Consider the following 6,414-nt stretch of genomic DNA (forward strand, 5'->3'; position numbering starts at 1 on the left):
ATTTTCCGTCTTTCTCATCCGGTTTAAACTGCTCAGGTTTGCCCGCAACCACATCCAGATGAGCATTTAAAATGATCTTAAACCTCTCCGGTCTTTTTTTGCCTTTATAGATTAAAACTGATGGTTTTTGATTTCTTTCAAATTGTCCAATGGTTAAATTTTTATTATCTTTTAAGGGTTTAATTGCTTCCTCCAAAACTGATTTTAGCGCTTGAGGGTTAGAGGCGGTGGAGGGGTGAGAGATGAACTGTTTTGTTAATGAAATAATTTTATTTATCATGAAAATTATTATACAGTGTTTATAATGTTTTCAAAAAGAGATTTAAACTAAATCCAATCTTATATCAAAAATTATAAAGCTAGCGCTATTTGAATTCTTTTAATTACCTCATCTAATTGACCCGTTCCTGGTGTGAGCATTCTTACTGCTGAATTCTTATAACCCATTCGTCCTCCTAAAGTGATTTGGTAATCGGCTAAGCTTTCAGTGATAATACCAACACGCCTTAGTCTTTGATAAAAATCAGGTAGATTCTCAGCGTGAATTACTTGAATTTGGGTTCTTAGATCTGTTGGTAATACCTGCAATCCAAGATTCTTTAACATTTGATACAAAATTAAATTTGTTTGTCGGTTATATTTAGCCACTCTTTGAGCATGGATTTTTGCCAAACAATTGCCTTGATTGTCAGGAAAAAAAAGTTGATTATAAACAAATTCAGCTTCGCCATTTATTCCAAAAACTAATCTTTCTCCTCCGTTATAACCATCAGTGGTAAATTTTTTAGATAAAATCGCGTAGCCAGTTCTTAATCCTGGTAATCCTTGGGTTTTTGATAACGAGCCTAAAGCAATTCCACCATTATTAACTACAAATTGAATTGCCTCTTTAAATTCCTCACCTAAAACCTCACCGAAAGCTAAATCAATTAAAGGGACGCCACCGTTTTGAACCACATGGACAACAAGCTTTCGCATTAAATCAGGGTCAACAATACCAAATGGATTATTAGGATAATCTAAATAGACAATGGTATTCTCTAATTCTTTGCCTAATTTTAGTATTTGATAAATTGATGATAAAGGATCTAAGTTATTAGAAGAATGAATAGGGATATAATCTACACAATGTCGGTGTGCCCATTGAGCCACATTTGGAAACGAATAGACCGGAGCTAATATTTGGCGACAACCCTTCTTAGCTAAAAACCTAACTACCTCATCGCCTGCCCCATAACTTCCATTACCATCAAATATTACAGACTCATAAGTTAATCCTTCAATACCAATACCAGCAAGCAAAAGTTCGCGAGTATGAACGTGAAGAGGATCGGTGGGATATTTTGCTAATTCATAAAAAGGATTACGTTGTCTTAAAGGTTCTTCAAGTTCTTTAGCTGGACCAATTGGGCTAGTTCCTAATCCAAGATCGATTATTGGACCATATTCACCTTGATATTCTTTTATTTGAGATGTTGTAACATATCCTGTTTTTGATTCTATATTTGACCCCATAAACTAAAAAACCCCGCTTTCGCGGGGCCTAAAAATTTTTAAATTTTAATTTACCCTAAAAATCGCCCCGCGAAAAAGTGGGGTGAAAAAGAAAAACAAACTTTTATTTTTTTGTAAATTAATCTTCATAGTCAATTATTAAGTTTATCAATTAAGAACAATTTTTTCAAGAGTGTATTTTTTAATTTTTTTTTCATCGATTTCAAAACCAAGTCCTGGTTTTTCAGGAACTTTAACATAACCAGATTTATCTACATAAAAACTATCTTTTACCAAATCATCTTTGTAAAAGAAATTAACTGGAGACATATCAGCCGGATATATGTAGTTTGGTAGTGAAGAAATAGCAATATTAAATGCTCTTCCTACTCCAGTTTCTAGCATCCCTCCACACCAAACACCTATGTTATTTTTTTGACAAAGATCATGAATTCTTTTACTTTCCAAAAGACCACCAACTCTGCCGGGCTTAATATTTATTATTTTACAAGCTCCCAAATAAATTGCTTTTCTGGCGTCTTCAACTGATAAAATACTTTCATCTAAACATATAGGTGTTTTTATTTGTTTTTGTAGAATGGAGTGATCAACAATATCATCATCTCCTAATGGTTGTTCGATCATCATAAGATTATAATTATCTAGTTGTTTAAAAATTTTAACATCGGCAAGGGTATAGGCTGAATTAGCATCAACCATAAGGGGAATATCGCCAAATTTCTTTCTTATCATCTCAACTACTTTAATGTCCCATCCTGGTTGAATTTTTATTTTTATTCGCTGAAACCCTTGAAATTTTCTCAAGGCTACTTCATCCAAAGTTTCCTCAATTGTCTTTTTTATTCCAATGCTTTCCCCAACGGCAATTTTATCTTTATTTCCACCTAGTAATTCTTTTAAAGGCTTATTTTCTTTTAAAGAGATTATCATCCACACTGCTGTTTCCAATCCAGTTTTGGCAAAATTGTTGTTTTTAATTTGTTTTAAAAGATTCATTAAATCCTCAATGTATTTAAATTCTTTGTTTAAGATTAAAGGCGCAATGTAATTTTTTAAAACGAGCATGCAAGTATCAGTAGTTTCTGGTTTGTAAAAAGGAAAGGGTAGGGCTGCTGACTCTCCATAGCCAATAAGACCTTCATTAGTTTCTGCTTTGACAATAACAGTAGGTTTATTGGTGATGGTACCGAAACTGGTAGTAAAAGAAGTAATCATAGGAACAGCTACTTTGTATAAAGTAATTTTTTTTATTTTCATAACTTTATTTTAAAATAACTTGCCGATTAATAACAAGTTGTCTTAATGCATCAGAAAGAGAAGTGGCATGACAAGTTTCTTCAACAAACTTTATTGCTCTATCAGCGCCATTTTCTCCTGTTTGCAAGACCCATAAAGGGTATTTTAAAAATTCTTGTTCTTCAGCGGTTAATCCTTTTCCAGCAATTTCTAAAATTCTTTTAGCAAACTCATAAACTGAAACACCATCAACCTCACCCTGTAGTCCGTCTTTTATAGCAGTTTCTCTTAGTACCCTTAAATGTTGCCAGTTAAAACGATCAATGAAAGCAGTGGCCTCTCGTAAATTTCTAATTAATCCTGCTTGGATGGCCGATGGGGCGATTTCAACCGATTGGGCAATCTCATCTCCAGCGTCCCATAACTGTCTATCTGGAAAATTTGCTCCTGGATCTCTACCTTCAATATACATAAATTTTGCCCACCTCTCAAAAATTTTTTCTACCTCAGTTCTTTCTGGGTGGCGACAAGCTTCTAGAAATTCTTGTAAAGGAAAGCCTTCATGATTTAATCCATATCTTATTCTGGCGCCAGAAAATTGGGCGAATTGCATTGCTTCCATATGAGAAATATCAGGGATAATAGTTACTGGATTAATGTTAAAACCATTAAATATATCTTTTAAAAGTACACCCTGCCAAGAATTGGCAGATAAATAATCTAACACTGAGGGATTTTGAGGTATAACAATAATTCGATCGCTAATTCCTTTATAATCACCCTTTTCGCCGGAAGCGATTATAAAATGAATACTAGTTTTCTCTCCAAACATCCAGTTAAAATATTGTGCTAAAGTTCGAAATCTTTCAGGAGGAAATGTAGCAGTACTTCTATCTCCTGGAACTTTTGCGTACCACATCATTCTTTCCCACATTTTTAATCTTGCCTCTTTATATTCAGATCTTTTTCCTTCCTCGTAAGGACTATTAGCAAAAAGTCCAATAAAGGCAGCGCCTGCACCAATAATTACTGATACTGCATCGGCTGCTTGGTAAGGTTCAATTCCTGTGGTAGGACTATTCTGTGCCCGAGCGTCAATTCCCGCCGTATGATCCCAGCCTCGGTACCAGAGATAGGGATAAATTCCTTTTGGAGCAACGAAAGCCCTATAAGTTTCTAGATCTCTTCTTCCACGTGGGTGAATTGATAAATTAATGACTGAGGCACCTTCTTGTTCTAGAGCTTGTTGAACAGTTTGAAGATCCAACCTCATTATCCTTTCCAAATCTTCTAAAGATAATTGGTAAGGAAGAGAAGTTTCCAATAAATTCCAACCATTATCTACCCCTTGTTCGCCTAAATCATTGGTTCTTACACCAATTATCTCTCCTGAAATATCACTTAGATGATAGGTAGGAGCAGCGTCCCTCTTTTGACCTTCTTCATAAAGTCTTTTAAAGAAATCTTGAGAAACCCTGTGTGGCTGACCATTAGTTAAATTTGTAACTGGTTTTTCTATTTCAGCTCCATATGTTATTTTTTCCATATTTTATCTATTTAATCCCGATGGATTGTTTGAATTTTGATAACTAATAACAACTTCTTCAGGAATTGTTCTTTCATCGAAAGAAGCCACATTACCATTTCCATCTAATACAACTCCGTTTATAATTTCACTAATGCCTCTACAAACTGCCTCGGTAATATTTCTAATTGTTGATGGAGATTCAAGAAGCATTGGTTGAAAGCGCACCGTGGCTGGTAAAGCCCCAACCAAAATTCCATATTTAATAAAAAGATGCCATTGAATTAACTCCATTAATTCTCTTGATCCTGTTTCGATACCTCTGTTCATTCTTAACCCACGTAAATTTAATCCATATTGGGTAGCCACCTCATCAATTATCTGTGCGTTCTTATCAATAATTTCTTGAATTCTTGGGTCAGTAACGAATTTTGCTACAACAACTGCTCTTAATAAGCCACCATTACCAGAATTTGTGGTAATCATAGATAGAGGATAAGCCTTTTCAGCAATTTGTTTTGGAATAATCATAAAACCAAAGGGTTGTCCATTTGAGGAAGATTTAGCAGTTGTTAAGACTAAGTAGGGATAATTTTGAAGTTCTGGTAAATGTTCTATACCCCAAAAATTGCCGGTTCTGCCTGTGCCTTGTTGAACTGTATCTACTATTATTGGTAAGGGATGTCCATTAGCTCCTTGTTTTAATATTTTAATAAGTTCTTTTATTAATTGAGGATCTACTGGTACAATTCCAGCATCACCCACAATTGGTTCTAAAAAAATACCCGCTGCTTCTCCCCTTGCTATTTTTTCTTCAACAATCTTAAGAAACCAATCTCGATTTTCCGCAGTTGGTAAAGGCAGACACCGATCAACCCACCGGGTTCCTCTTTTTTCTGCTTGGCTGGCTACGCCAAAACCGGTTCCTTCTTTTGCTGTTCCCAATCCTCCACACCAGGTCCCATCAATTTGTAAAACTTTTGGCAGTTTGCCAGGAAATACGCTTTCTCCGTAGGCGCAGACTGCCTCAATTGCTGCAGAATTAACTGCCGTTCCCGAGCTTTCAGTAAAAATATATACCTCTGTTGGATTAGGATATAAAGAGGATAAAACCTCAGCGCCAGTAATCTGATGTAAGCCTGGATGATAAGGAAGACAAAAATTATCACCAATTCCCATTTGAGAGGCAATCGTTCCCACAATACTAGCATAAGGAAATTCTGCCCCTAAGTTTAAAGAAGTAGCCGAGCCTAAAACATCATGAAAAACACCATCAAATTGGCTTTTCCATCCCTTTCCACCAGCAGCATAGACTTCTTTTAGACCACCTCTTTGTCTCAATAATCCAATTCCATCCAATTGCCAAACTAAGGTTTGGGGAGTAAATACTTCTCTGGCGCGGTTTATTAAGGCTTGCATTTCTGGATTAAACCACACCGACCTTCTTGGATTAATTCTTCCTTCTCTTATTGCTTGTTCTGATAAAATTTGCGATAGCCTTAAAGCGCCAAAGTATAATCTTTCAAGATAAGCAAGCTGAGCCTCTGAGAGATTTCTATCTAATGGATTTGCCGACCTCAGATCAGGAAATAAATCAAAAAACCAATCTAAAGTTTCTCTTCCAACAGCTTGAATAGTTCTTACATGGTGAGCCAATTCTGGATTTTTTAAATTTCTTTCTCTAATTTTGATAAAAAAATTTCTTTCCATATTTTATCTCCGATTATTACCACAAAAAACAAAATACTAAAACTAACAACAAAAAACCCTCCCTTTCGGGAGGATGTGAATTTTTAAATTTTGGTCGGTTTTATTTATTCATACATCCTCCCGTCCTTAAACAAGGACAAAAATAAGGAGGATAATGAAAAATAAAACCAGGTTTTTCATATTTTATGAAAATAAATTATACTACACTTTTTTATTTTTGCAACAACAATTTTCGTTGGTGAGTTAACAGTTTAACTTTAACACTAAGCAAAGACTTTTTTGACATTTTTTTTGAAACCGACAACATTTCTATTCCTACTGGAACTCGGTTTGAACCATAATCAATAATTAGATCTTTATCTACCGCAACAGTTTCTTTTACCGGTTTTTGATTAAAATAAATATACATTGCATCAGCTAATGGATCA

6 protein-coding genes are annotated in these 6,414 nt (G+C 35.0%); all 6 read right to left on the reverse strand.

The genetic code is table 11. The annotated features are described in order from the left end of the window. Nucleotides 1–196 (reverse strand): hypothetical protein (locus tag ABIL39_12075; protein ID MEO0166863.1); only part of this gene is annotated, 196 nt, incomplete at its 3' end. A gap of 155 nt (nucleotides 197–351) precedes the next feature. Continuing rightward, nucleotides 352–1,515: an aminotransferase class I/II-fold pyridoxal phosphate-dependent enzyme gene (locus ABIL39_12080; protein ID MEO0166864.1), complete on the reverse strand. Its 1,164-nt coding sequence runs from the start codon at nucleotides 1,513–1,515 to the stop codon at nucleotides 352–354. A gap of 147 nt (nucleotides 1,516–1,662) precedes the next feature. Next, nucleotides 1,663–2,772: an o-succinylbenzoate synthase gene (gene menC, locus ABIL39_12085; protein ID MEO0166865.1), complete on the reverse strand. Its 1,110-nt coding sequence runs from the start codon at nucleotides 2,770–2,772 to the stop codon at nucleotides 1,663–1,665. 4 nt (nucleotides 2,773–2,776) lie between these two features. After that, complete coding sequence (locus ABIL39_12090; protein ID MEO0166866.1) at nucleotides 2,777–4,297, reverse strand: glutamate-cysteine ligase family protein; 1,521 nt, start codon at nucleotides 4,295–4,297, stop codon at nucleotides 2,777–2,779. A 3-nt stretch (nucleotides 4,298–4,300) separates the two neighbouring features. Continuing rightward, nucleotides 4,301–5,986, reverse strand: coding sequence for an aminotransferase class III-fold pyridoxal phosphate-dependent enzyme (locus ABIL39_12095; GenBank protein ID MEO0166867.1), 1,686 nt, complete (start codon nucleotides 5,984–5,986; stop codon nucleotides 4,301–4,303). A 211-nt stretch (nucleotides 5,987–6,197) separates the two neighbouring features. Then, a partial coding sequence (locus ABIL39_12100) for a DUF2283 domain-containing protein (protein MEO0166868.1) occupies nucleotides 6,198–6,414 on the reverse strand: 217 nt, incomplete at its 5' end.

It is taken from the genome of candidate division WOR-3 bacterium (assembly GCA_039802205.1).
GTDB lineage: Bacteria > Hydrothermota > Tepidihabitantia > SM23-42 > JAOAFX01 > JAOAFX01.

Excerpts from the sequence above, each read along its gene's own strand:
- ABIL39_12080 (MEO0166864.1), bottom strand. The coding sequence starts at position 1,515 with ATGGGGTCAAATATAGAATCAAAAACAGGATATGTTACAACATCTCAA.
- menC (MEO0166865.1), bottom strand. The coding sequence starts at position 2,772 with ATGAAAATAAAAAAAATTACTTTATACAAAGTAGCTGTTCCTATGATT.
- ABIL39_12090 (MEO0166866.1), bottom strand. The coding sequence starts at position 4,297 with ATGGAAAAAATAACATATGGAGCTGAAATAGAAAAACCAGTTACAAAT.
- ABIL39_12095 (MEO0166867.1), bottom strand. The coding sequence starts at position 5,986 with ATGGAAAGAAATTTTTTTATCAAAATTAGAGAAAGAAATTTAAAAAAT.